Source organism: Vibrio sp. T3Y01 (genome assembly GCF_013114525.1).
GTDB classification, from domain to species: Bacteria; Pseudomonadota; Gammaproteobacteria; order Enterobacterales; family Vibrionaceae; genus Vibrio; species Vibrio chagasii_B.
This window is the reverse complement of sequence record NZ_VTXJ01000016.1, coordinates 105,261-129,864: the sequence shown is the minus strand read 5'-3', so window position 1 is coordinate 129,864 and position 24,604 is coordinate 105,261. Positions and strand designations below refer to the sequence as shown.

20 protein-coding genes and 7 pseudogenes are annotated in these 24,604 nt (G+C 41.0%); 11 read left to right on the top strand and 16 right to left on the bottom strand.

What is annotated here, in order from left to right:
• Positions 1-443: pseudogene (locus tag F0232_RS17245) on the bottom strand (hypothetical protein); the annotation flags it as partial.
• A 1,148-nt stretch (positions 444-1,591) separates the two neighbouring features.
• Positions 1,592-2,089, bottom strand: coding sequence for a hypothetical protein (locus tag F0232_RS17240; protein ID WP_171750942.1), 498 nt, complete (start codon positions 2,087-2,089; stop codon positions 1,592-1,594).
• A gap of 834 nt (positions 2,090-2,923) precedes the next feature.
• Between F0232_RS17240 and F0232_RS17235 the strand changes: the two genes are divergently transcribed.
• A protein-coding gene (locus F0232_RS17235; RefSeq protein WP_171750941.1) for an IS3 family transposase occupies positions 2,924-4,083 on the top strand; the annotation gives its coding sequence in 2 pieces (ribosomal slippage) (positions 2,924-3,182 and positions 3,182-4,083; 1,161 coding nt in all).
• A 67-nt stretch (positions 4,084-4,150) separates the two neighbouring features.
• Here the strand turns inward: F0232_RS17235 and F0232_RS17230 are convergent.
• The 4 genes from F0232_RS17230 to F0232_RS17215 form a co-directional block, all read right to left on the bottom strand.
• Positions 4,151-4,543 carry a Rid family detoxifying hydrolase gene (locus F0232_RS17230; RefSeq protein ID WP_171750940.1) on the bottom strand — a complete coding sequence of 131 codons (393 nt, stop codon included), beginning with the start codon at positions 4,541-4,543 and terminating at the stop codon, positions 4,151-4,153.
• Between the two features lie 299 nt (positions 4,544-4,842).
• Positions 4,843-5,628, bottom strand: coding sequence for a hypothetical protein (locus tag F0232_RS17225; RefSeq protein ID WP_171750939.1), 786 nt, complete (start codon positions 5,626-5,628; stop codon positions 4,843-4,845).
• Positions 5,629-6,001: 373 nt separating this feature from the next.
• A complete protein-coding gene (locus F0232_RS17220) occupies positions 6,002-6,829 on the bottom strand; it encodes a CPBP family intramembrane glutamic endopeptidase (protein ID WP_171750938.1) in 828 nt (275 codons plus the stop codon).
• Positions 6,830-6,848: 19 nt separating this feature from the next.
• Positions 6,849-7,097 (bottom strand): hypothetical protein, encoded by a 249-nt coding sequence (locus tag F0232_RS17215; RefSeq protein WP_171750937.1) that lies wholly within the window; start codon positions 7,095-7,097, stop codon positions 6,849-6,851.
• A gap of 531 nt (positions 7,098-7,628) precedes the next feature.
• Between F0232_RS17215 and F0232_RS25105 the strand changes: the two genes are divergently transcribed.
• Together F0232_RS25105 and F0232_RS25100 are read left to right on the top strand one after the other, a co-directional pair.
• Positions 7,629-7,811, top strand: a complete 183-nt coding sequence (locus F0232_RS25105; protein WP_246860346.1) for a hypothetical protein — start codon at positions 7,629-7,631, stop codon at positions 7,809-7,811.
• 427 nt (positions 7,812-8,238) lie between these two features.
• A complete protein-coding gene (locus F0232_RS25100) occupies positions 8,239-8,601 on the top strand; it encodes an HlyD family efflux transporter periplasmic adaptor subunit (RefSeq protein WP_345890935.1) in 363 nt (120 codons plus the stop codon).
• A gap of 153 nt (positions 8,602-8,754) precedes the next feature.
• On the opposite strand, the gene F0232_RS25095 is transcribed toward F0232_RS25100, so the two are convergent.
• The 3 genes from F0232_RS25095 to F0232_RS17200 are packed head-to-tail and all read right to left on the bottom strand — an operon-like array spanning position 8,755 to position 10,776.
• Positions 8,755-9,303, bottom strand: coding sequence for a hypothetical protein (locus F0232_RS25095; protein ID WP_253820315.1), 549 nt, complete (start codon positions 9,301-9,303; stop codon positions 8,755-8,757).
• Positions 9,279-10,307, bottom strand: coding sequence for a TcdA/TcdB catalytic glycosyltransferase domain-containing protein (locus F0232_RS25090; RefSeq protein ID WP_253820316.1), 1,029 nt, complete (start codon positions 10,305-10,307; stop codon positions 9,279-9,281). Before F0232_RS25090 ends, F0232_RS25095 begins: the two co-directional genes overlap by 25 nt.
• On the bottom strand, positions 10,276-10,776 hold the full coding sequence (locus tag F0232_RS17200) for a hypothetical protein (protein ID WP_171750936.1): 501 nt from the start codon (positions 10,774-10,776) through the stop codon (positions 10,276-10,278). The genes F0232_RS25090 and F0232_RS17200 overlap by 32 nt, the downstream gene beginning before the upstream one ends.
• Positions 10,777-11,600: 824 nt before the next feature.
• Here F0232_RS17200 and F0232_RS25250 point away from each other — a divergent pair.
• From F0232_RS25250 to F0232_RS25085, 4 genes and pseudogenes are all read left to right on the top strand, one after another.
• Positions 11,601-11,888, top strand: a pseudogene (locus F0232_RS25250) (cysteine peptidase family C39 domain-containing protein); the annotation flags it as partial.
• A gap of 278 nt (positions 11,889-12,166) precedes the next feature.
• A pseudogene (gene istA, locus F0232_RS17190) lies at positions 12,167-13,657 on the top strand (IS21 family transposase).
• Positions 13,657-14,406 carry an IS21-like element helper ATPase IstB gene (gene istB, locus F0232_RS17185; RefSeq protein ID WP_102522752.1) on the top strand — a complete coding sequence of 250 codons (750 nt, stop codon included), beginning with the start codon at positions 13,657-13,659 and terminating at the stop codon, positions 14,404-14,406. Before istA ends, istB begins: the two are co-directional and overlap by 1 nt.
• A gap of 25 nt (positions 14,407-14,431) precedes the next feature.
• On the top strand, positions 14,432-14,773 hold the full coding sequence (locus F0232_RS25085) for an ATP-binding cassette domain-containing protein (RefSeq protein ID WP_246859875.1): 342 nt from the start codon (positions 14,432-14,434) through the stop codon (positions 14,771-14,773).
• A gap of 630 nt (positions 14,774-15,403) precedes the next feature.
• On the opposite strand, the gene F0232_RS17175 is transcribed toward F0232_RS25085, so the two are convergent.
• Positions 15,404-16,399, bottom strand: a complete 996-nt coding sequence (locus F0232_RS17175; protein WP_171750934.1) for a hypothetical protein — start codon at positions 16,397-16,399, stop codon at positions 15,404-15,406.
• Positions 16,400-16,594: 195 nt separating this feature from the next.
• Positions 16,595-17,102 (bottom strand): annotated as a pseudogene (locus F0232_RS17170) (recombinase family protein).
• Between the two features lie 127 nt (positions 17,103-17,229).
• On the opposite strand from F0232_RS17170, the gene F0232_RS17165 reads away from it, so the two are divergent.
• Both F0232_RS17165 and F0232_RS17160 read left to right on the top strand, forming a co-directional pair.
• Positions 17,230-17,490 (top strand): type II toxin-antitoxin system Phd/YefM family antitoxin, encoded by a 261-nt coding sequence (locus tag F0232_RS17165; protein WP_171388186.1) that lies wholly within the window; start codon positions 17,230-17,232, stop codon positions 17,488-17,490.
• Positions 17,490-17,792, top strand: a complete 303-nt coding sequence (locus F0232_RS17160) for a type II toxin-antitoxin system RelE/ParE family toxin (RefSeq protein ID WP_171388187.1) — start codon at positions 17,490-17,492, stop codon at positions 17,790-17,792. Before F0232_RS17165 ends, F0232_RS17160 begins: the two co-directional genes overlap by 1 nt.
• 3 nt (positions 17,793-17,795) lie before the next feature.
• Here F0232_RS17160 and F0232_RS17155 read toward each other — a convergent pair.
• The 3 genes and pseudogenes from F0232_RS17155 to F0232_RS17145 all read right to left on the bottom strand — a co-directional run bounded on the left by F0232_RS17155 (position 17,796) and on the right by F0232_RS17145 (position 20,297).
• Positions 17,796-18,225: pseudogene (locus F0232_RS17155) on the bottom strand (recombinase family protein).
• A 135-nt stretch (positions 18,226-18,360) separates the two neighbouring features.
• Positions 18,361-19,275, bottom strand: coding sequence for an AAA family ATPase (locus tag F0232_RS17150; protein WP_171388188.1), 915 nt, complete (start codon positions 19,273-19,275; stop codon positions 18,361-18,363).
• The gene (locus tag F0232_RS17145) at positions 19,272-20,297 is read right to left on the bottom strand and encodes a DNA mismatch repair protein (RefSeq protein WP_105058895.1); all 1,026 of its coding nucleotides are present in this window, start codon (positions 20,295-20,297) and stop codon (positions 19,272-19,274) included. The genes F0232_RS17150 and F0232_RS17145 overlap by 4 nt, the downstream gene beginning before the upstream one ends.
• A gap of 1,322 nt (positions 20,298-21,619) precedes the next feature.
• On the opposite strand from F0232_RS17145, the pseudogene F0232_RS25080 reads away from it, so the two are divergent.
• Positions 21,620-21,958 (top strand): annotated as a pseudogene (locus tag F0232_RS25080) (hypothetical protein); the annotation flags it as partial.
• Positions 21,959-23,133: 1,175 nt separating this feature from the next.
• Here the strand turns inward: F0232_RS25080 and F0232_RS17140 are convergent.
• Positions 23,134-23,433, bottom strand: a complete 300-nt coding sequence (locus F0232_RS17140) for a hypothetical protein (protein ID WP_171750933.1) — start codon at positions 23,431-23,433, stop codon at positions 23,134-23,136.
• Positions 23,434-23,549: 116 nt separating this feature from the next.
• Between F0232_RS17140 and F0232_RS25245 the strand changes: the two are divergent.
• Positions 23,550-24,006 (top strand): annotated as a pseudogene (locus tag F0232_RS25245) (metal-dependent hydrolase).
• Positions 24,007-24,126: 120 nt separating this feature from the next.
• Here F0232_RS25245 and F0232_RS17135 read toward each other — a convergent pair.
• Entirely contained in the window at positions 24,127-24,555 is a 429-nt protein-coding gene (locus F0232_RS17135; protein ID WP_171388189.1) for a GNAT family N-acetyltransferase, read from the bottom strand.
• Positions 24,556-24,604 lie beyond the last annotated feature (49 nt).

Genomic DNA, 24,604 nt, shown 5'->3' with positions numbered 1-24,604 from the left:
TGACCTTTTGCCACAGAAACCGAAGGCGGTGTGACCGAAATCGCGGTGATGACCGCAGCGCTGACCTCCACGCTCACTGTGTTACTGGTGACGCCATCTTTAGTTAGATAAACAGCGACCTCCCCAGTTGTATTCCCCGTTGAAAATACGCCCGGTTTAGAAAAAAAACCAATCTCCTCGTTACTTGTACGCCAAGCGCTTAAGCTTAAATCTGCGAGTACCTTTGAGGAGCCATCTGAGTAATAACCTGTGGCGATGAATGCTTGTTTGTTACCTTTGGCCAAGATTAACCGACTTGTTCCATAAGTTATTGTTGAGGATACGCTAATATCGATCCTTTCTAAGGTTAACTTTGTTTTTACAACTTCTTCCGATGATTCTGAATTACAACCTGTCAATAATGAGGAAAGAAGAAATAATATAGATAAATATAGTTTAATCATGTTTATTATATACTAATTTATTAGGGTTTATAACAATCGGGTAATAATAGGGAGAATGGGATTAATTTAACTTAATTTATAAGATTAATTTGGTTGACTGTATTAAGCTATTGATAGTCAACTTAGGTTGTGGGTTGGTATTAATTTAATTGATAAGCGCCAAACTTCCGATGAGATTCCTATCAATAACTTAATTACACATAAATAATATTCCAATCGCTCTTCATGTAAGAGGATATTGTTATATTAAAAAATAATAGGGAGGTAGATTAAAAGTTACCTAAGTCGATTCCCGAGTCTAAAGCGGAAACAAAATTGACCTTAACGTATTTTAACTCAAGATATTAACTAAGCTCGGCTGTAAGGAGGTTATCAACAATGGTTTATCAATGGGCTGTATTTCGTCATCAGCGTCCTATTTTCGGGGCAGGGTGTGAATTATTTGTTGTCATGCTCGCTTTTTTATCAATAGCCTTACCTCTGATATATGAAGAAAGCTTATTTATGCTGGGAATATCTTCAGGACTTGCCATCATTTGCTTTACTCTATTTTTACTTTTTGCCCAAAGTGACAAGCTCCGAAGGTCAATGTCTAGCTAGGATCTGCCCCCATTAATTTTACCAGAGCGGGATCAAACTTGATTTCAACCTGCTCTATTAGAATTACTTAATTATTATTTTCTAAGTGTTTGTATGTCTATATTGGAACTTGCAATTTATCTAAAGTAGAGCAACTCACGCTCAGGAAACACTGCTTGTCGCAAAGGACATCAACGTGCACACTCGATCATATGGCTGGACCGAAAAAGACGTAGCTCGTATCAAAACACGACCCGCTTGAATGCCGAGAACGACCGGAATATCGAAACAAAATTCAGACATCTTGATGACCTTGACTGATGACTGTTTGATACAAACACCTTAATTGTCATACAGGCAAGAGAGAAAAGCCTTAGCCGACGTGCGATGCTCGGACATTTTTTCTATCATCCTTTCAGCTTTCTTCTCGTAGACCTCGCCTCTGATCTGTTTAATGATGGTAGTGTTATCACACACAAATACTTACCCCCTTACCTCGGTTAAATTCACCGAAATCACGTGCCTGGATATGTCAGCGGAAACCGTAGAACGTATTTTAATATGATCTCCTAAGCACCAAAACGTATATCGAAACAAAACCCCGAACACTTAAAAATTTTCACGAATCGTAAGGCTGGAAACACTGACCCGTAGGTGGTGTAAAGGATTATGTGATCCACTCGCTCATGGAGAAACCATTCACCAAAGTCTGCCCTGTTCAATTCAACAAAGAAGTTACGCACCTCGTGCAAAGCAAAACGACGAAACACCAATTGCGGAAAATTCTGCTTGATATAGTCAACCAACCCTTGCTCTTTGAGCGCATTTATATCGGCCTGTTGCTCTGGAGACTGACGACGGCTGAACATTTTTAAACGATGAATTTTTGAGACCAAATCAGACTTTATTTTTTCCTCATCACGACACTTTTTGACTAGATAGCGCAACTTTAATACTGCCAAAGGACTAGAGGCATCATTTTTTAATGAGCTTTCGTGTCCCAGCGGCGAAACGCTGGTTGCTGAATTTGAATTAGAGAGAGTTGGGGTTGAGTTTTGTTGCGCCATGAGATTTTCCTTTTTTGAGTATCACTTTTCGGAGCCGCTTGGATGTCCGCTCTCTCAACATCGTTCTGCTTTGCAAGGGCGCGCAGCGGCGAAGCCTCACTTGAAAAACAGGTTGTGGTGAGAAACGGTTAACACCCTGCGTGCCCGTAAATGAATCGAGTGAAAGGAAATTAGCGCATAAGAAAACAAGCCCTTACTCGAACTTATTCAAAGACAGGGAGTGCAACAAGGAGAGACGACGAGGCGCATCAAACGTAGAGAGAAGCGCGTTGAGTAATTGTTCTCAGGAAAGTAAAGCATCTCGAGCTGGCTCGATAAAGTGACTCAATTTATCGATAGAGGAGAGAATCGACGGAATGAACCAAGCGGAGCGAGAACGCCCTAGCGCAAAAGTATCAACAACAGAACTACTCTCTTAGAGGTCACTCTAAAAGAACCATTCTTTTTTAGTCCCATTTTTATATTAGCTATCGCTCTTGCGTTCTCAAGTAGATGATGGATTCCCGACCTTTAGCCATTCATATAATCCTTTTGCACTCGGACGCTACTGGTTTATCTCCCTCCCAACCCATGACGGTTATAACCGTTTTAAAAAACAATTTCTCGACCTCTTCCTAAGTCATTTGACACCCTAACTCTCGAAAAATGTAACTCTACTCATTTCGCGGGATTTCACGAAAAAAAATCTTATAAATAAGAGAGCGTATATTGAGTGTTATATAAATTATATTAAACATACGGAGACAAAGTTCGCACTAGGGTAATCCTGTAGTGGTCTAATGATCCCGGACACCAAATTAGGTGGTCAAGTCTCCACTATAAATGAGGTGTTCAATGACAAAACGACAACGACGTACATTTTCTACTGATTTCAAAATAGATGCTGCAAGTTTGGTTCTTGATCAAGGGTACTCCATACCTGAAGCAGCTAACTCTATGGGCGTAGGTGAAACAGCTTTACGGCGATGGGTCGACCAACTCAAAGTTGAGCGAGGTGGCATGACTCCAACGACTAAAGCCCTCACGCCTGAGCAAAAGAAAATCCAAGAGTTAGAAGCCCGGATTAACCGGTTAGAACGAGAAAAATCCATATTAAAAAAGGCCACCGCTCTCTTAATGTCGGACGAACTCGAACGTTCTCGTTAATAGACAAGTTGAGGGAGCATGAATCGGTCAAGATGCTTTGCGAGCTGTTCAACGTAGCTTCGTCTTGTTACTACGAGTTTAAGCAACGCAAGCCGGATGCCAATCGCATTCGTCTAGCTAGCCAAATTAAAGAACTCTTCAACACGAGTCGAGGCTCTGCTGGCAGTCGTACTCTTGTCTCAATGCTGAGCGAAAAAGGCATAAAAGCCGGACGGTTCAAGGTTCGCCAGATAATGCGTGAAGCTGATTTAATGAGTAAACAGCCAGGTTCGCATCGATATAGACATGCAAAAGTAGAAAGGCTAGATATTCCAAATCTACTGAAGCGTGAATTTTCTGTAAGTACTCCGAATCGTGTTTGGTGTGGCGATATTACTTATATTTGGTCAGGTTCGAAGTGGGCCTATTTAGCGGTAGTGCTTGACCTATTTAGCCGACGCGTTGTGGGGTGGTCTTTATCCGATAAGCCCGATACCGAATTAGTATCTAAAGCTTTGGAGATGGCCTGGGAATCACGAGGATGTCCGAAGAACGTGATGTTCCATTCAGATCAAGGCTGCCAATATAGCAGCCGTAAATATCGCCAAAGACTTTGGCGATATCGTATAACTCAAAGCATGAGTCGTCGTGGTAATTGTTGGGACAACGCTCCCATGGAGCGGCTATTTAGAAGCTTGAAAACCGAGTGGATACCAGCAACAGGTTACCTGACACAAGCTCAAGCTAAGAAAGACATCAGCCATTACCTGATGAGTTACTATAATCGGCAACGGCCTCATCAAACAAATGATGGGCTGTCGCCAGTAAATGCCGAAAATCGGCTTAAGTCAGTGTCCGGAATTTGTTGACCACTACATCCTAAATAGATAACCCCAGCGCCTAAGCTGGAGCTAAAAAATTAAAAATGGTTAATGACTAAGGTGCAACAGCAACGGCTTCTATCTCAATCATGGCGTTGAGAGGAAGTTTCGATACTTCAATACAGGTTCTCGCAGGAAAATAATTGGCGCCGTGCTTAATGAAAAAATCATTATAAATTTCATTTACAACTGAAAAGCTCATCATATCGGTAATATAAACAGTTGTTTTCACTACGTCTGACATGTCAGCGTCTGCCTGGAGCAAAATCGCTCTCATATTCTCTAGACACTGCACCGTTTGCTTCTCAAGACTATTTTTAACCAAAAACCCAGTCTGGGGACTCAGTGGTAATTGACCAGAAGTGAAAATTAACCCACTGGTGATGATCCCTTGGGAGTATGGGCCAATCGCTTTTGGGGCCGCTTGAGTATCAATGATTTTGCGCATATTTTCTCAATCCTATTAGTTTTAGATGCCCAACAAAATTAGAGGATTAACTGAAAAAACACTTATTATTTAATCATAATTTCATCAGTTTTTAACCTTATTGAATCAGAACTGACGCCAACGAAGCGTTAAAACCCAACCAAAGGACAACTAGGGCACAAGCTAAAGCACGTTGTTTGTGATTGAAGATAATATGGCTTGGTTGAACCACCGAAGAGTGAGGAACGAGCGAGGAGGTTCGCGAAATAAAGCAGGTAGCCCGTAGGGTGCTTCAAGTGAAGAGAAAACTTTAGAAGGAGTTATCTTAAACTTTCAGCGTATTCCTGCATAACCCTAGCATTATCGCCCTTAACTTCGTGACCACATAACTCTCCGTTATTACTAATCAGGGGGCTAGAGTACGCAGGAACTACTTGTGTAGCATAGCTCATGACAGTGCCGTAATTCGAGCAACGATAAGCACCCGCGTAAGGCTTTACCTTGTTTCTATTACCAGGGAAAACTTGCTCATTAATCCAAAACTTACCACTTTCAGTATCTGGCTGCTCATGCATAGCCCAAGCTAAGTGCCCAAATTCGTGTTCTAAAACGGTAACAGGAAATCTTTCAAATAAGACAATAAAGCTATCATTCATATTCATCATTGTCATGCCGTGAATCTCTTGTTCAAGGACGACAGGGTGATTCTCACCAAGAACGACCACATACTGCTCTATTGGGTTACTTCTAAGATGGTCAATTTCGGAAGCACCTACTTCTTCTTGTAAGGCAGAATGTAGAGAGGAAACAGATGAAACACTCTTTGGCATAGATATAAATCGGCTCTCTTTAAAAGAGCGAATAATAGGTACACAAGAGTTAGCCAATATTGTGTTAGACATTGCCACGGCTTCATGCAGTTTTCCGACAATTTCATTTTTATACACAACGGACTCATCAATATAAAAAGTGACCTTTGATTGAACTGGCTTGTTAATCTCACATTTAGGAAATATTAACTCAGGGCTAAGATTGCGCTGGCTGATCATGATAGCAAACACGATTAACACACAACCACATACGAGAATACTTTTGTTTTTTATCATAAACTTTTCTTCTTACAAACCAACCTTAAGCAACCAAAACTTGTACGAAACCACTATTTTGATGGTGACAATGATGGATTATGTTCGTTCCCCTAAATCAAAGTTAACACGAAGCTTTTAATCATTAATATCAAGCCCAACGTTAACAAGAACACAACAGCACGGTAATTATTTTTATTGTCAGTCACTTCAGTACTATTTCGGCCACCTTGAGAGACTAGAGCGCTCAGAACTAAGATTACAATGGCAATGTAGGCGTAGTAATCGCTTAACGAATACTGTTTGATAGATGGGACTAACAACCAAAGTACGCTTAAAAACAGTATGGCGATATTTAAGTAAATAAGTGAAAGAAACAGTCCTCTTGCTAGCATTACTCCTTCCTGAACTCTCTTCGCTGATAATCAATAAAGAGCAAAAACAGCACCAGATAACCCGATTGTAGTGCAACAATATTAATATCAACCACCTCCCAAGGATTAAAGTGAAGCTGTGTGATCGAGTAATAAACAAGGTCATAAAGTAAAATAAATAGGTTATGACCAGCATGAATGGCAATAACCACTTCTAGGCGGCGATATCGCTCAAAGGCCCAACATAAAAATACCCCTGACATAAAGGCGTACAGTTCCCACTGGTGTATTGAAGCGAATATTAAGCTTGAGAGTAATGCGGCGCCGGTAACCCCCAAAACGGATCTGAAAATAACAAACAACAAATAACGAAAAATAAGCTCTTCTATCACGGGAGAAATAAACACACCGTCCATAGCGCTGCGTAACACACTCGACCAATCAATCACACCATCATAGGCTGAAAACAAAGGAGTGAAATTGTAGGCTTGGGCCTGCCAAGAGCCTGGAGAAAACCAATCAAAAACAACATATTGAATATAATTTGATACAGAATTCAATGAGATCAAACCAAGCAATACCAATACGCCTTCACCCCATGTACATGTGTTTCTAGGCCAGGAGGTTGAGTACTGCTTCCAATGCTTATCTCGTCGAGCACTAACAAACAGCGCGAAAAAAGCGCTAACGGGTAACAAGTAGTAGGCGATAGCTGAGTAGAGCACTCGATCCAAACTCGGATTAAGTATCCACTCTCGGGTAATGATCAGGTAGTAATCAAGCAGAATATAACTTGGAAAAAAATAACCTATATAGACTACCACCACAGCAGATATCATTAACCGCATCGTAAATTACTCCGAAAACCTAACGGCCCCCAATACGATTACTGCCACCTTTGTCATGGCGGTCGTTCATATCGTTGCGCGAACGAGAACGAGCCTGTGCAGCACGAGCTCCCGAGCGCTCTCTTCGCTGGCGATACTCACTATAACGAGCTCTTGCAACTGGTGCGTGTGCTCTATCAAGCGAATCACGGATCCAGCTTCCAATTCCACGACTAGGACTCCCTCCAACAACTTGCTCAATCTCATGAACAGTAGCTAATACTTTCATTGTTAAACTCTCCCTCAATTAAATCCACGATTCCAAGAGAGAGCGGACGGACAACTGACCTGTCAGTTTAAAATCTGTTGCATTCCGACCTAAACCTCCCTGCTTGGAGGTTAAAAAATTAACGTGCTTATTCGGGAGAAAGTATTTAATTATGGTTAATTAATGATGAGGCATTGAGTTTCTTAGTTCATGATTATTCGAGTGGTTTTCCTTTGCATCAAGAGAGTTCAACCCCCAAAAATCACTCGTAATTACTGTTTAATAAGCTGAGTTTTTTCTCCACTCCTTCTAGCATAGAGAGATCCTCCTAACCATCCATAAATTTGACCTAAACAATCCAAGGAATAAAAAAGAAAAAGGAATTATTATGTTATTTCGTCGACAAGTTATTGAAGCAAAAAACAAACGCTAACAGGTCGCGTCGTTTTAATTCAGCCACTGTCCTTGTATGGTATCAGTGCGGCACTTTTCGCTCTCTTTGTTCTCATCTTGTTCTATCTCTCGCAATTTGAGTTCGCACGTAAAGAGACTGTGAAGGGAGACCTAGCTCCACAAAAAGGCGTCATCACTTTATATTTTGCTCGTTCAGGGGTACTCAATCAGCTCTGGGTAGAGGAAGGACTAGAAATCACAGAGGGTCAGCCGATTGCACGGATTCAAAATAGCCAAGGCTTAAGCAGCGGAAAAGAGCGAACCACGGCTCTCATCCAATAAATAGACACACAGTTGAAAATGTTGGGAAAAAAGCGAACTATTTCTGACACCCTGTTTAACAAGCAAACTCTCACTTTTTAGCACCAGTTAGAGCGTCTGAATCAAAGTTTAAGCGCAATTAACAAAACTAAACAAACCAACACCATACGCCTTGACCTACAAACCCAACTCTATGAAAAACGACAAACCTTATCTCAAGATGGATACCTTTCAGCAACAGCCTTAATAGAAGCTCAGAAGCATTATTAGAATACCAAGAAGCGAATCAAACAATAGATAAAGAGGTGAGTTCGCTTCAAGTCGAGATAGCACAAATACAAACCCAACAACAGTTACTGCCTGAACAACACAACTTAAAACTACTTGAGATACAATAATATATCTCTTTATTACAGGCCCAAAAAGTAGAACTAAACGGCGAATATGAATTTACACAGAAGCGTCCAAGCAAGGCACTGTTACAGCGATTCAGGCTAAAGTAGGGAGCCAAGTATCCCCAAGTACACCGATTTTAAGTATCATCCCCACCAACTCGCCCCTTGAGTTAGAATTACTCCTACCCACACGCTCTGCTGGTTTTGTTCAACAAGGTGATACCGTCAATATCCGCTTTGATGCTTTTCCGTATCAGAAATTCGGTTTAATGACTGGTGCTATCACGAGCATTGACAAAGCTTTGATCTTGCCAAGTGACAAAGCCCTCCTCATTCAGACAGAACAAGCCATGTATCGAGTAACAGCCTCTTTACCAGAGCAATTTAGAACGCCTATGGTGAAGAATTTCCATTGAAAACAGGCATGTTAGCTGAAGCTGATATTATTTTAGAAACGCGCACGCTCCTAGAATGGTTACTTGACCCAACATACGCGATCCAAGGTAAGCTTTAATGAGCGAACCGTACTAAAAAGTCAGCTTAAATGTTAGACAATGACTAAAATCGAACTAATCAGAAAATAGGTTTTGGTTTCGAAGCCAAGTTGAGCGCATATGCTCTACTGTAAATTGAGTTTGATGCTCAAATGCCATCTTCAAGTCTGGGTGGCTCATTGCGAACGCGACGGCGTTCGGACTGCAGCCTTCAATGTCAAAAACTTCATAAGCAAGCGATATAAGTACCTCTAATACCAATGAAGGCCCAGACAAGAAGAGCGTTACATTATCACTTGACCGTAAATGGTCATACCGATAGTCCGAAAAACGAAGCCAATACTCCTCGCTCTCCATCACTCTATTGTTAACGTCACAGTCGCGAGAGTTGAAAATATCATCAAATATAATACCGTTATCTTCCATATAACGGTAACGACTGCTCATCATCGTTAAGACAATTCTTATTAACTTGGATCCCTTAGGCGCTATCAGCACATTGTTGTTGAATTCACCCACACTATTTTTGGCTTTCGTTAATGCCAAACCCTCTTTGTGAACGGGAGGCAAGATAAAAGGGTGAAAAAGTTTATCTTCAGTTATCGCAGCAACATCTTCATGCAAACTTTTGATTTGCTCTTTATCATCATCAAAAACGTCGCTACGATATTCTCTACTAGCTGATGATCACCTTGGCACCGTGCAAAACGAGTCAATTGCTGAGTTCGAAACACATTCATGACGAGCTCGGCTTTAAGTACATCGACCATGTTATTACTCACCCATTCAGGAAAGCGCCGATTTGTTTTAGGAAAACAGTGCTCAAAACTTGGAAGTGTGTCGAAATCAACGTACATCCCCCCTTGATGATAAAGAACCAACAACCGAACGATATCACTTGCTGCAGCTAAATTATTTCTCAGAAGTACTTCGTACAGGTAGTAAGGTTCTAAATCAAAGCCGCTAAATACAAATAATGAGTCAATAGACGCAATATCTATCAAGGTAACTAGTTTCGTTAGCCGGTAGTAACGATGCCTAACACGGTAAAGCCTATGTTCAAGCTCAGTTGCGATGTCGGCATCATAGACTCTAGTATGATCAATTAACCATTCATCGAGGTGTCTCTCCTTACTTTCTACAAACGCCTCAAACCAGTCACTTTGGTGCTTTATAAAGGCCACATCTTCATGACTGCAGTTGTGTATTCGACAGAGAACATCCTTAATCTCACTAGCAAGTAAACAGCGGCTATCGTAATAGATGAATGTATCGTCTTGGCAAACTTCTTCCCACACATCAAAATATTCAAGCTGGCGCTCACTCAAACAACCAATCCAAACAAAAAATACCTTATCTAACATCACAAGGTCCTTTGGTTCGAGCCAACTAATACGCTGTAACACATCTCGAGCAAGATATTGCTCCTTGTCAGCTAAAAGCAATTCGTCCAATAACCGAATAAAAATAGACACAGATTCGTGATTTATCTGCCCTTGAAGCGCCAGTAACTTCTCTACGAAGCCACATGCTTTTTTCTTATCAAACAGCGTGGACTCAGAACTATTGATAAGCTCAAAAACAAGTTGGAGATTGTTATCTAACGCACTGCCAGCTGTCATATTCATTACCAATTGTCATGGAATTTTTGCGTAACAACTCTACATCAAACACAGTGCGACGCGTCCCTTTATAGGATGGAGATAGGTAGATTTTTTTGATGTCGTTTAGATATTTTTCGCTCAACTCGCCCATTGGTTCGATATCAAAAGGGGCATACTCAAGGCGAAGTTGATGCTGATAAAAGTCCCAGTTTCCTTGAGCTGAAAAAGAGAAGATAGCTGGCTTGTCATGATTACTCAAAAAGTATTCAAACGTCCCTTGCGATGAAAAACTGCCATCTTTATCCAACCTCAAATGTTCGTTGAGAATGCGGTCACCAATCAACGGGAAAGTAAACCAACACTGCCACCAACCTACCAACGCCTGCCGAGTAATAGGTACGATGGCATTATCTGACATAGAGACAAGAGAAGGCCTGTCAACCATGGGCAACTGGAATTGAGCTACAAACAGTGATAACAAATACGTTTTCATAATGTGATCCGTGAAATAGGAAACATCTTCATGAGGAAAAAGTGAAGTAAGTAAGCGGCCTACCTCACAAACCATCATCCATCATTAAAAAATCAAGACTTAGGAAGAGCGGCTGTTCCAGCCCCCGCTCCAATCACGACCCTTTGATGAATTTCCTTTTTTCGTCGCTGCTTTATGCAACTTTTTAGGTTAGAGGTACAACCGTCGTATCCCTTCCCGCCCACAACTTTATCAAGCATATCCTCTGATAGTGACGCTACTTGTTGGCACATAACTTTCTTCATTACTCATCCTTAACGTAACCAATGTTTCTCCCTGAATAACGCTTTTACACAACGCAGCAATAGAACTTGGCGCTTATCGTAAACGGCCTACAGTTATTTAGCCCTAGCTTTATCAAGGCTTAAATTCCATCAGTACCACAATTAATTTATGAGTTAATTTATTGATAACCCTCACTTCTTATTGGCTTATCAACCAAGGGCATAAAAAACCACGCCCCCCCCCCGACTCCCTCATAGATAATCAATCGTAATTTCTCCTTTAATAACATGTCATTAGTCGTAAACGCTCATAAGGTTGAGTGGCATTTAATTAATCAAAAAAGAGCACAGCAACTCGTTGCTCAAACTATAAAAAGCATGCACAGGCCCCCAGGACCACTCACAACCAAAGAAAACAGAGTATGTCAGGAACTCCCCATAACCTTCTTCATCGATTACATTACACACATCTAAAACACGTACCTTTGGTGATGCAATCCGAAGTATCAGAATGCACGTTAGCGTGCGTCGCGATGATTTCCGGATAATGTCGCATCACTTAGACGCATGGTAAGGATTGGTGCACAGGGCATGAATTTAAAACAGGTCATGGAATTAGCTAGTCGAATAAGACTCATAGCACGAGCGGTACAATGTGAAATAGAAGAGTTAGATCAGCTTACTTTGCCATGCATTATTCATTGGGACTTAAACCATTTTGTAGTGCTAACGAAAGTGTGTAATGGAAAGGTTGATATCAATGACCCCGCTCAGGGTAAGCGCCAGTTATCTACAATTGAATTTGCTCGCTGCTTTACCGGGATCGCACTCGAACTACCCCCCCAGTAGTAACTTTAAAAAACAAGACAAACGCGAGACCATGCGAATTAGCCAACTGTGGGAGAAGATTCATGGGTTAAAACGCACCCTAGTTACACTATTAATGTTATCAGTGGTCATTCAATCCGCCGCATTAATAGCTCCTTATTACATGCAGTGGGTAGTTGATAACGTAAGCTTTCGTTATTTTGACCAAGCACCTTGGGTGCTAAACCAACTATTGAGCGACAATTAGATTGGCCGGTTGATCTGCTACATTCTGGACAAACTCTCTACCGGAAAGCTTTGTGCCAGGGAAACGAATTACAGATCAACAAATAAGGCTATACATGGCTAATCGAAAAGATAAAGCACAAACCACCTCCGCCGCTAAAGCTGGCTTCTCTGAGCGTTCTGCTCGTCGTATTGAATCAGGACAGCGACAATTAGGCTCAATTAAGGCTAGAGTTTATCGTACAAGAACTGACCCCCTCGAACCGGTTTGGAACTCGGTTGTTCTTCCACTTCTTGAACGCTCAGCGTCAATTACCCCCGTTGGTGTTTTTGATCATCTCTGTGAGGAGCATGGCGAGAGTTTTTTACCGAACCATCGACGCACACTAGAACGTCGAATCCGTCAGTGGCGCCTACTACACGGAGAAGATAAAGAGGTCATCTTCCGTCAAGAAAAGGAGTTTGGTAAACAAGGGATCATGGACTTTACATGGGCTGACTTCATCGTGACGATCCAAGGTGAAAAACTTGAACATAGACTGTTTAATTATCGTTTGCCCGCCAGTAGCTGGAGTCATGCACAAGTGGTTTACGGTGGGGAAAGCTTTACAGCGGTTGCTACAGGGCTAAAAGGGGCTTTTGAGTGCTCAGAAGGGGTGCCCTTGAAGTGAGAACGGACAGCTTAAGCGCCGCGTATAAAAATAACACCTCTGAACGTGAATTCACGGAGAGCTTTCAACAACTCGCGACACATTATGGCTTCCAACCAACGAGAAATAATACCGGTATAGCTCATGAAAATGGCGCGATAGAAAGCTCGAATAACCACCTGAAGAACCAAATTCGCCAGGCATTGGCCATCCGAGGCTCCCATGACTTCGAAACAAAAAAGGAGTACGAGTTGTTCTTTGAGCAACTCGTTGAGCGACGTAATCGTCGCACAAAGCCGCTTCTATTTGACGAGCAGCGACAATTACAACCGCTTCCTAAATACGACTGCGTCAATTACACCGTTCATGTACTGAAGGTGTCGACAACAAGTACCGTCCAACTCAAGAGGGTCACTTACTCAGTCCCGTCCCGCCTTATTGGGGGGGACGGTTCGTGTCCACCTCTACGACAAAACGCTAGAAGTCTATTGTCATGATGAACATACCTTAACCCTAGACAGTGTTCATACGCGCTCATGCCGTCGAGGTCATCAAATTGACTATAGGCACATCATTGGGTCTTTAATGAAAAAGCCGAGAGCCTTCAGAGGCTGTCAATGGCGAGACGAAATGTTACCTAGCGACGATTATCGTCAAATATGGCAGTACGTCGACGCTCAACTCACAATGGACGAGGCAAGCTTCTATATGGTGAAGCTGTTGAATGTGGCCAATAAGTCAGAAAGGGAGGAGGCGGTTGGGCGGTTCGTGCTAGACGGTATCCGTGTGGGTCGCCTACCCACTTTGTTCGACTGCGAAGATAGGTTCTTACAAGATGAAATCTGGACGGATAGCCCTAAAGTAGAGCAGCACACCTTATCGAGCTATCAGCAAATCTTGGAAGGGGTGAAATAATGTCAGAGCAGCATGTTCTTCCTCTCCTCCTCAAATCTTTACGACTTAGTCGCCTTGTCTCCCAATGGGAGCCCATGGCAGAAAAAGCGCGTGAGCAAAGCTGGTCAGCAGAGCGCTATCTTGCAGAGTTATGTCGCCTAGAGCTAGATAGTCGTGAGGAAAAACGGCTACAGCGGCACTTAAAAGAATCTAACCTTCCAGCAGGGAAATATCTTGATGGTTACGACTTCGCAGCGGTGAGTGGCATAAATAAAGCCCAAGTTTGGCACTTGGCTAACCACCGAGAGTGGGTAAAAACAGGTGATAATATTTTACTGTTCGGAGCGAGTGGGTTAGGTAAAACACATTTAGCTGCCGGACTGGGCTTTAAGCTGATAGAGCATGGCCACCGTGTGAAGTTCATGAGTGCCAACTTGCTCGTACAGCAGCTTCAACTCGCCAAAGAGGAGTTGAGACTGTCAGATGCCTTGATGAAGCTCGATAAGTACAATGTGCTTATCTTAGATGACATAGGTTATGTACAAAAAACGAGTGAGGAGACGAGTGTGTTGTTCGAGTTGATAGCGCATCGCTATGAACGATACAGCTTAATCATCACATCAAATCAATCATTCGAGGAGTGGGATGAACTGTTCGACAATACAGTGATGACAGTAGCGGCAATAGATAGGCTGATCCATCATGCGAAGATCTTACAATGCAAAGGTGAAAGTTATAGGAGAAAGGAAGCACAACGAAACCTAACTTAAACAGGACTTCAACCGGCCAGGCTAATTGACGCTACATAACCAACTCAGTTTTGAAATAGAGCCCGGAGAAAGTATCGCAATCACAGGCGAATATGGATGCGGCAAGACAACCTTACTTAAACTCCTTCTTGGGTTACTCTCCCCGACGACTGGAACCATTTACCTAGATGGTATCGATATCCAAAAGCTAGATAAAACAACCTCTCGTTCACACCTAGGAAGTGTAATGCAAAATGATCCTCTACTTTCAGGAACACTGAGTGAAAATATCACCATGTTTGATAGCCCATATGCATATGATGAGGAAAGATTAAAAGAGAGTTGCCGCCACGCTAACATTTTAGCCGAGATTCAACGACTACCTTAGGCTTTTATTCTTTAGTTAGAAAAATGGGAAGTAGCTTTTCCGGCGGGCAATTACAACGTCTTTTCCTCGCTTGAGCGCTTTATAATCAGCCCAAAGTTCTCTGCTTAGATGAATCTACGAGCCACCTTGATGCTAATATTAACCAACACGTGCAACAACTAAATATCACTCGCATCATCATTGCACACCGAGCAGAAACCATAGTTTCAGCTACGCGAACCATTCATTTAGAGAAGCCCCAATAGGTGTAAATTTTGACAATAACACCACGACACGACCACCGCTGCGCCAATAAATTACACGTGATAATGCAACTTAAGCAGATAGAACAACAGTAGCCACAAAGCTTATTAAACCAAAGGACGGGGCGCAGCATTGGCCGTACCAAATTAAACAGGGCTATTCGCCTATCAAATCAGAGCTGAAAAATACAATAATCTTAGTTCCTTTAATTCCATTATTTATAGATATTTGACAGTTTTATTATTAGATAAGGTTGAAAAAGTAATAGGAGGTAAAGGCCCTCTCCGGGCAGTTCCTCACGGGTGTGGTGGTGAATTTGGTTATCGAGGATACAAAGGCAGCTTGTCTGGCTGCCTTACAGCACGCACGTGCCGTGTGCGGTTCTATCTATTCAGACCTACACAAAATCGCATGTCTACTAGATAAATAGTGGGGGACCTTCTCCCCGTTTACATTATTTAGAAAGCCATATAACATGCCTGAAGGAGGTTTGTCCGAATTCCAGATGCTAAAGTAGTCCAGAGGTAAGCCTCCAGAAATTAATAAGTTATTGTTTTTATGGTGGACTATAAGCTCTTCCAGCTCTTCAAAGGTTGACATTTTCCAACCATCTTTATTATTAAAACTCATTTTGACGAGGTCATTACAATACCTTTCAGCTTGGCCGTATGGATTATTTTCGTTCTCGTAATTTTCCAAAGTTATTCCTTTACCATCTCTTCTAAACAGTGCATAAGGGTAACTATCATTATGAATTATCGCATAAGTTCGCCCTTCGTTTTCTTCGATATTAGAAGCGGTGTACCCTAACCTGTCCATAAATTTTTTTCGTGGAACAAATAGGTACTCTTTGCCGTCATATGTATGAGACATCACACAAGTCCCATCCAAGGACTCTACTTGGGCTAACGTCAGCGCTTTATCACATACACCTTCCATAACATTGACGATTAACTCAGCTTTTATGTCTTCAAACTCGGCTTCTATCCTTGTGTTATTATAAGAAGCACCTGATGGATCCCAAACACCGGCTTGTACCTGGTTATCCTCTGTGAATGTAATGTTTGATACATTATCTAGTATTCTCAGCTCGGCTTGTTCAGTAAGGTCTTCTTCCCCATTTTCATAGAAACCAATTATCCGCAATTTCATCTTACTATTTGCGGGAACAGATAATTGCCCTTCGGGGGGAAGTATTTTTATTTCGACTAAATTACCTAAGGCATTGGGTTCTATTGGAGTTGGCTTCGGCTCTGAGGGTGAGGTTGATACATCTTCTTTGGACACACTAAACACAGTATCGCCCGATATAGCATCTTCCTTGTCGCTACAGCCTGCTAGCACAATCCCTATTAAAACAATGAGCATGTATTGTCCGTACATTTATTTAATCTCCTTTTCAGAAAAATTACGCTCACTTCTTCCGAACATTAAATTAACGTTCGGAATCAGAAATACGTGAATCCGTAAGATTAAACTTATTTAATTTTCAAATAATATTATTAATAATAATTAATCGATAGTTTATAAATTTATGCTCGTTTGTTATTTCACTACCCAATCCTTCAATCTAGTACCTTAATAAAAAGTTGTGCGACTGCACCCTAACTCTTTACTGAGCGTATGCTTATTCATCCCTTGCTCTGCAAGCTCTTGAATGCGTTGTTGAAACCTGCTTATTAGGAAATCGTCCGAGGTGTGCGAGCTCGCTCCCTACCCTCGTTACAGCGCTGTAAGATGCGTTTTCTTTCCATCTCTGCGAACACCGAAATGGTGGTATAGATAACCTGGCCCACATCACTGTTGATGTCCAAGTCTCCTAGATCAATGAAAAACCAAACCTGCGTTCTTTTGCGCTAGCTGATGCAATTTGCAATGCATCGATAGTATTACGAGCAATACGGTCGACTTTAGTAACGTGAATGACGTCCCTTCCCTCACAAAGTCCAACAACAGACTAAGCTGTTCTCTATAGGAGGATTTACCACTCGCCTGTTCTTGGTAAATTTTTCACAGCCTATGGCTTTAAGCTGTTCAAGTTGAACGTTTGGTCTTGAGTACTAACACAGGCATAACTGATTTTCATAAAACGAACCTTAAAGTGAACATTAAGATACCTTTATGTACATTGTTTCATATTACCTCCAATCGCAGAATCATACAAATTGGTTAAATCGTTCGATTCGTTTATAATGAACGAAAAGGAGAATGTTATGCAATCACTTACAGCTAATACAGCTAAAACCAAATTTGGCGATTTGTTGATGAAAGTTCAACGTGAACCCATACAAATCAATAAGAACGGCTCACCAGTTGCGGTGATGATGTCTTGTGAAGAATATGAGCAACTTGAAGCTCTGAAATTGATGGTTGTTAAATCACGCTTCGAACAAGCAGAAGCCGACGCTCTATCAGATAACCTAGTTGACGGTAACGACTTCATGAATGCATTTGACCAAGGTAAATTTGATTAATGATGCACTATAAGCTTTCTTCTGCAGCGCAATCTGATCTCATTGAGATTCGTCGCTATACATTAGAGCGAAGGGGGCAAATACAATGGACTACTTACTTTTCAGAACTAAAGCAATCTATGGAATTACTGGCGAACAACAAGTTGCTCAGCATAGAAGTTTTTGAACTGGGCCAAAACTACTTCCGGTTTCCTTTAAAGCACCATGTAATTTATTACATCCAGAAACAAGAGCACATAGTTATTGCAGCCGTTCTGAGTAAACACATATCTCCAGCTAAGCACTTTTCACAAATCTCTTAACCCTCAAGCTAATTTAAGGGTTAACTTGCGTTGCTTAATATAGTCACGCAGCGTACTCGGCTCTTCATCGAACAATTTTTCTGTGGGACTAATCCCCAAGCCCATCTTTAAGTACTTCCTTCGCTCTCATCGAGATAAACTCACGCTCTATTTCTGCCGTAAGTCCTAGCACCGTAGCGGTTATGCAAGATTGCATTAAACCATCCAGTGGTAAGTTATGTTTAGCTATATAAACATTGATCTTCTTTTCCATACGCACTTCAAGTACCTCAAGCACTTGTAACATCGAACGAGCAATTCGAATGACTTCAATAAACACGATGTAATCTCCGTTCGTCATACCCTCGACTAACTTACGTTACCGCCATTTTTTCTTTCCTGTTGCCACATCTAGGCTGTTTGAGGAGACTCTTAAATACGCGTAGTTCGCCATGCTTTCTCCTTAAGTAAAAGCGTTCCAAACTGAACAAGCTGAGCGAAAAAATTGAACGAGTAACAGAAAGTGCGAACAGTGTCAGATAAGAAAACAGCACCGGATGTCGGTGCTGTTCAAAGTGTGATAGGTTACTTACAAGACGTCTCTAAGGTTTTTTCGCTCTTCAATTTCTTTTTGCTCTGGAATAGTTCCGGGCAGTGTGATTTTTTTTGGGTTTTGCTTAATGCTTTGCGCTGAGCGAGCAGGCTTAGACGCCTTAGATTTTAAACTGAATACCTGTGGATTAATAGTGAGGCTTTGTCTCACTTCAACCGCAAACTCTTGATTTTCATTTTCAGGTAAATAATTGCTCTTAAGATATTTAATCGACAAAGATTCTTTGTTTCTCTTTAACGTAAACAAGCACTTTGTTAGTCGCATTACCGATGTTAAACCTGCGCCTGATGCCATGGTAATTTCTTGGTTACCGCGGATCTCATCTTTATTTACATGATGGACAAGCAACAAACTGGCACCTGATTCACTGGCAAGGCTCTGAAAAACATTTTTGATTAAGCGATCGTGTTTTACCTCTTCACAACGGCCTATTGATTCCGTCACCGTATCCACTATCACTAAGTCGAATTCCGAGAAGGTTTGCTTGAGTTGTGCTAAATACTGCTTATGTTCTGCCTGTTCTTGTGCAGAGCTATCTGGCGGGATCACTATCGGTTCAATATCGGTTAGAAAGTGGAGATTATTTTTTAGCTCTGACTTAATAGTGGCAGTGCAATTAGTCAGCTTTTCTTTCATGCGAGATTGAATCACGCCAACTCCGTCTTCAGAACTCAATACCAAAGTTTTTGCGGGTTTTCCGGCCGCGCTCATCCCGAGTAAAGACATTGAAGAAGCGTGTTCCATTGCAATACACAATGCTAGATGAGACTTACCGACATTAGGCGCAGCAATCAACATGCCTACATGTCCTTTAAGTAAACCTTTCAGGCTGAAGCTTAGGTTTTGACTTGCAGATGAAGACATCAAGCTATCAAGAGATTGAGTGTTCATGATCCACCCTCCCCTATATAAAATATCTGTATACCATTACCTACATCGCGAAATTGAAGGCTAAAGTCTTTTTCGATTTGTACGGCATTAGCCAACAAATCTTTTCTGAGATCACTACGGAAGCTATGGCTGACTTTTGAAGCAATAGATTGAATGTAGCTATCGAGTGCCCACTCAAACTTCTTGTTGTGTAAGAATTCAGCTTTATGCGTAGTAATGTATTTTAAGAATGAACGAACCGACGGTTTACTGTAGTTGGTCATTTTGTGTTGTTCTAATCGATAGTAGTAACCATGGTCGCGTATTGCTTGCAGTAAACGCATATCTGGCACTAAGAACACGTGGTTAGTGAGGTTCTTACTGTTCTTACGACCTGTTTTGAATTTACTTCGATCACAATAAAATCGGTAATCTTGAACAAACTCTAACGGCTTTTTGCTGACTACATTCTGCTCTTCATCAAGTTCATTTATCACCAAGTGAGCCGTTGCTAACTGAGTAATACGACGCTCTATTTGATCATAGTTCGCGCGAGTGGTCGCCATACCCATTCGGGTTGCTAACTCATACATACCCATTGACAGAACAGTCGCATCTCGATCAATAAATGAATCGAAACCATCTTGTTGAGTATCAGAGATATCACCGTCCGTTATGGTTTGGTATACCTGAGACCAGGTTAAACGTGAGCCAGCATCATAAGAATTGTCGTCCAATTGAATAGTTTGGGCATAGGCCAGCATGGTTTCTAAGATATCTCGATGTGGTTGAAGTAGGTAATCAACATGCAGATCAACTCTGAAGTTTTTTCCATAACTGTTAATATTCACGCTTTCTAATGGATAGTTAGGATCAGTCCCCCCGCTTTGTGCAATCTCAATGAGTTTGGATTGCATTGTGGATGTTAAGCGTGAAGCTGGATGAAAGATGGTAGCTCTCGAAAATAAAATGGATGAGATAAACCGATTTTTACGGTCTTCTTCATTAATAACCGTCAAACTAGAGCTAGATGTTGAAGTCATGATCATTACCTAATAACGCGATAGTATTATTCTAACAGATAACCTTACTTACCTCACCAACTTCGGTAGATGTCTATATGATTTCGGTAAATATCTATAGTACATCACATAAATTATGTATAAATATCGGTAAATAACCACTTACTTCGGTAAATGTTTACTTGAGTGTTAAGGATCAAACTAACTATTGGATTAATAATCAAGCCTATGTTTTGATCGTTTTTTAGACAACTTTGCCTAATAACCATAAATTAAATTTAAATTATGATCTTCCCTATCTTCTAGATCGGTTAATGTTAACAGTGAAATTCTTTAATTCGGTAAATGTTTATATTTTTGATCGTTTAATATCAATATTTCTTCGGTAAATATTGATATTACTTCGGTGAATATCTATATGATTTCGGCAAATGTTCATATTTTTAGGCGGGTACTAAGAAACTAGAACCTTTAGGATCTAGTTTTATAACAATACCAACTTCACTTAGGTTCAGCCGGTGACTTAACGAGCAACGTCAAATCTCTAGGGAGCTTTGACGTTGCTCATTAAGTAAGTGTTAACACTCTAACAATCTTATTTGATCCATTAATTTTTTGTTATGTATTTGCATCTTAGGGGATTACTACTCTGATCGTTGTAGGTATTCACCAGTGATATAAAATAAATGGGGGGAACTAAGTTTTTAGCTTGGTAAAAATAGTAAGTAACAGTGTCACAGTGTCTAGATGGAAACACGTTATGTGGATCATTGATTGTTAATGATCCAAGATGCTTTCCATTAAATTGTGATCGTAAAGAAACCAGTTTGCTGTCAGACAATTACTGGAGTGTACAATTTAGGTAGGGAGATGAAATACATTGCAAAATGGTCCCAAGACAATAAAGTACATTCAGAACATTATAAGCCTTGGAGGAGGCTCAATTTGATAAAAGTGGATTTCTTGGCTGATTATCTTCTTGATACTCAAGCTTTACTTCGATGATACGCATAAACTGACTAGAAAGCACAGATAGTACGTAAATGTTTACTATCTTTCAAAGTGTGGTTAATGGCGTCAAGCAAGGACTACTTCTTCTATCTTTTTGGCCTATTATCACGTCTTTTTCACAGCTAATTAACTTAGTAAGCGATGTAAGTTAGACACAGCAAAACCTTGATTTGGTTTATGGTTGTGGGTGCTTGGTGATTTACAGATGTTAGGAATGGGAAGAAGGTCAACGCGTGTTGATTAATGTTTTCCTTATATGGATTAGTTTATTTGGGTTCAGTGCTGCTTACGCCAATGATTGGGGGATGAGGATCCCTTGAGAAGAAGCTGAGTTGCTTCCGTCAGAAATCAAGTCTTACGACCCCCCCTACTTTAAAAGTTAAAAGGTTAAGATCCCCACTATAATGTCTCAACCCATACCCTCCCGCCGGCACCAAAAGTGGATCCGGATTTAATTTTTAATACTGTACTTAAGTGCTACCCAGAGAAGAGTAAGCTTGGTGCTGGCATGAATTCAATATCGATGAATATGACCCAGAAGGATGGCTTGAAGCCACAAAGCATTACATTGGGGTTATTGGCAAGATGCCGTTTTACTCGACAACTGAACAATCTCGCGAGCGGAATGGGAGTATCAACGTCGTATCGCCACAGTTACCTCAGTAGCAAGCAAGCTATCGATCGATAGAAACTAATGGGGCTTTATCTCTTTTTGGTGGTGATGTATGAAGCTACATATACCGATTGGATTGTGTATATCGGAGCATTCTGATAATCCATTTAGGTTTAAACCGATCACTGATTCCCGCTGTTTTTCAAGCAAGTTGTCGTTTTTTTACAATTCAGTAACACTAATGGTTACGCTGCACTTTTTAGGGTCAAGTACACCTCATAGATATAACTCCAGTCTCTTGTTTGCCGATTCTGCCTGGATGAGCCAATTGAGTCTGGCCGTAGATTTATATACGCTGACGGAGAGTCTCGTTATCCTCGCTGCATTGTCTCTGTTGAGGTGTTATATACTTTATGCTCATTATTTACCAATCTACAAAGTTATCCATCCAACATTGAGCTTCTTCAATGGAAGATAACCCATCAAGTGGCCAAGAAGGGCAATACTTTATTGGTTTAAACAACGACTCTAAGTATGGGTTGTCATTGCTTACTCAAGGCCTAGAGTAAGGTAAGATCTACTACTCCAAGGGCATACATCTTTGCAAGTATAGTGTAGCTTCTCATAGGAGCACCGTTGTCAGAGTGTAGTGCTCCTATGAACGCACCTTTCTCGCCATATTGTCCTTTGGAGTAACTCTGCTTCCTATTCCCCCAATTCCAGACCTGATTTGGTTTGCAGGCTTTTTGTATCTTTGGTGCGAGTTCGTTTGCTTAGCTGATTGGTTTTAGTACTCGATAAAATTTTGACTTGGAAGAAATATAAATACCTTTGTCAGCCAACATTGGAACTATGATATTTGTTGGTAAATCTGCATACTTTGGAGCATTGCAGGTATCTAAGATCTGCTGTCTTTCTGTTTCTGATTGCTTGTTGTGAGGCTCATTTTTATGAAGGTGTTGTCGCTTGTCGTCTGAGATTTCTCCTGTATTCTGTGTCCAGCGCTGAAACGTTCGTATGGACAATCCAATGGGTAGTGCAAGCTGTTGTCTTTGTTGTCCCCTTACGTACAGCTTCGTCAACAATAGTGACAATTTTAAGCCGCTCTGGAATAGGAATCAGTCTTCCTCGCTGGTTTCCCTGAGGGCATTGAACTTTTCCCGCAGAATCAGGTAATAAAGCCGTTTCAGTGCGTGATTTCTCTTTACGTGCTAATTCTTTTGTCTAGATTTTTTATTTTTCGGCGATATTCACGTAGTTGCTTATTTTCATTGTGTGATAATGAGGAGGCCGATGTTGTACTCTGTGCCTTGATTGATAGTGTTCGCCAAGCTTTAACGTCATCGACAAATAACCCTTTAGCTTACAGTATTCAGCCAACTCTCGTTCAGACATTGTTGCAGTATCAATTACGATGAAAAATAGCTGCTCTGTTGAATAATCAGTTGTGTTATTTTCTAATGACGATTCTGTTGATAATAGACCGCTTTCAACAAGTTCATTTATCCACTTAGATACCATGGAAGGACTCACTTCTAATTCTTTAGTAATTAGGAATGAGTCCAATTATACGGTGGTAACAACCAAGTTTGACCTTTACCTTCAAAAACTCGCTTTCCTCTCCGCTCTACTTCCGATACTTATTCACAATTAAATGGCTCAATCACACATTAATTGTTGGCGCTATTTGCGCTGTAATTTCATCGCCTCATTGTGTTGAAGGTGTAACTGCCCCCAATTGGTTTGAATACGTGCTTAAGCTTGGTAATAGACACATCAAGCATCGAGGCTCTACGCATGTATTTACTCATGGTTACTCGCTGCCCTCGCCTTTATTTCGGTTTAGGATTCCTACGGGATCGGGATGGCATTTGCTTGGGGCGGCGCTAGCCATATCTTGATTGATGTGATGACAGTGTCTGGGGTCCCTTTCTAGCCTTACAGCGACAGAAGTTTTTATTTGTTTGGAGGAATATTTCGGACAGGCTACCCAATTGAATATGCTATTTCGGCCGGAGGGGTGATGGTGTGTACTACCCTCTCCCACCTTACTTGTGGGACTGGTTTTCACCTTTTCTTTTTTGATTGGGATGCATGTATCAATAAGGTGTGATTGAGGCGCTTGAATGGAAAGCTAATCGTTTTAGACTAATTTAAATACGGGGAAAAGTTGTCAATGCTCAGCCTGAGCATTGACAACTTTTCCCCGTATTTTGAAAGATAATATTAGTGGGTTGATTTGTGTTTTTTCCAATAATCAAAACTATTGAGTAGTGCTAGTTCAATACCTTGTCCGTGATATTGACACGATACATAGAACCGTTCGATATAAGCATAGAAAGATGGAGCTCGTTGTTGGATTACTGGCTTTTTTTTAGGATAATGAACACTGATTATTAGGTAGCCTACTATTTGTTTCTTTTTTGTTTCAGCGACAAAAAAATAAATGTTTTTATTCTCGATCTTTTCTTTCATCAAGGATTCGGTGAAAAGTAAGTCAATAATTCTTAGATTACTTAAGTTGTAATCATTCAAGCTGTATTCGTTTTGCTCTCTGTTGTAATGCCTAATTTTACTGTGGCTGCCTGCCAGCTGTTCATGACATAGAGCATTGATAGAGGATATGTCGTTGATAGTTGCTTTTCTTATTCGCACCTTAATCTCCTTTTCCTTCGTTACTTCTTGTGAAGCAAAACAGTAAAAT

Coding starts and splice junctions, on each gene's coding strand:
- F0232_RS17240 (WP_171750942.1), bottom strand. CDS start 2,089: ATGGCGCAACAAAACTCAACCCCAACTCTCTCTAATTCAAATTCAGCA.
- F0232_RS17230 (WP_171750940.1), bottom strand. CDS start 4,543: ATGCGCAAAATCATTGATACTCAAGCGGCCCCAAAAGCGATTGGCCCA.
- F0232_RS17225 (WP_171750939.1), bottom strand. CDS start 5,628: ATGATAAAAAACAAAAGTATTCTCGTATGTGGTTGTGTGTTAATCGTG.
- F0232_RS17220 (WP_171750938.1), bottom strand. CDS start 6,829: ATGCGGTTAATGATATCTGCTGTGGTGGTAGTCTATATAGGTTATTTT.
- F0232_RS17215 (WP_171750937.1), bottom strand. CDS start 7,097: ATGAAAGTATTAGCTACTGTTCATGAGATTGAGCAAGTTGTTGGAGGG.
- F0232_RS25090 (WP_253820316.1), bottom strand. CDS start 10,307: ATGAATATGACAGCTGGCAGTGCGTTAGATAACAATCTCCAACTTGTT.
- F0232_RS17200 (WP_171750936.1), bottom strand. CDS start 10,776: ATGAAAACGTATTTGTTATCACTGTTTGTAGCTCAATTCCAGTTGCCC.
- istB (WP_102522752.1), top strand. CDS start 13,657: ATGTCAGAGCAGCATGTTCTTCCTCTCCTCCTCAAATCTTTACGACTT.
- F0232_RS17175 (WP_171750934.1), bottom strand. CDS start 16,399: ATGTACGGACAATACATGCTCATTGTTTTAATAGGGATTGTGCTAGCA.
- F0232_RS17165 (WP_171388186.1), top strand. CDS start 17,230: ATGCAATCACTTACAGCTAATACAGCTAAAACCAAATTTGGCGATTTG.
- F0232_RS17160 (WP_171388187.1), top strand. CDS start 17,490: ATGATGCACTATAAGCTTTCTTCTGCAGCGCAATCTGATCTCATTGAG.
- F0232_RS17150 (WP_171388188.1), bottom strand. CDS start 19,275: ATGAACACTCAATCTCTTGATAGCTTGATGTCTTCATCTGCAAGTCAA.
- F0232_RS17145 (WP_105058895.1), bottom strand. CDS start 20,297: ATGACTTCAACATCTAGCTCTAGTTTGACGGTTATTAATGAAGAAGAC.